The following is a 556-nucleotide window of genomic DNA, read 5'->3' on the forward strand; positions in this document are numbered from 1 at the left end:
GAAATACAATCCCTTGGTTGTGAAGGACCACTTGTTCCAATTCATCGGGAGTGTAGGTATAAGTGACATTGCCTGAATGAAACAAAAACTTCCCATTCTCTTCTCGTAAACTTCCCGAACCAATTCGTTTGAAATTTTTCAGTCCATCTTCCATCACATCGATATCAGAAGACTCTTCACCAAACGTAAGTTTACCGGAATAATCCAAAAACAAAGTCCCTTCAATTTGGAACCTACTTTCTTTTGGAGCCGGCGGTTCTTGTTCCAAGTTTCCATCTCCAGTAGGGAGTAGAACTTCGGATTTTTGGACAACGGAAGGGGTGGAATCTTCTGGCAAGGAATAGGAAAGGTGGCGATCATCGGAGATGGCACGCTCTTTTCGGATTCGTTCATCCAGTTGGGGAGAAACCGAAGGGGCCTGAGGCATTCGGTACTGGCCGGGCGTTTGCGTTTTTCGCGGTTGGTAGGCTGCCGGTTTCGATTTTTGCGGGGATAGGGCTACGTACAAAAAACATAGGACACCCACGAGAATCATAGCAAAGGCTGCAAACAACAT

At 46.0% G+C, this 556-nt stretch carries 1 protein-coding gene; it reads right to left on the reverse strand.

Going from position 1 to position 556, the window contains the following annotated elements:
- Positions 1–556, reverse strand: a 556-nt coding sequence (locus JWG41_RS13455; RefSeq protein ID WP_205270451.1) for an LIC_11490 family protein, incomplete at both ends; no start/stop codon positions are given.

The sequence above is a fragment of the Leptospira chreensis genome (genome assembly GCF_016919165.1).
Taxonomy (GTDB): domain Bacteria; phylum Spirochaetota; class Leptospiria; order Leptospirales; family Leptospiraceae; genus Leptospira_A; species Leptospira_A chreensis.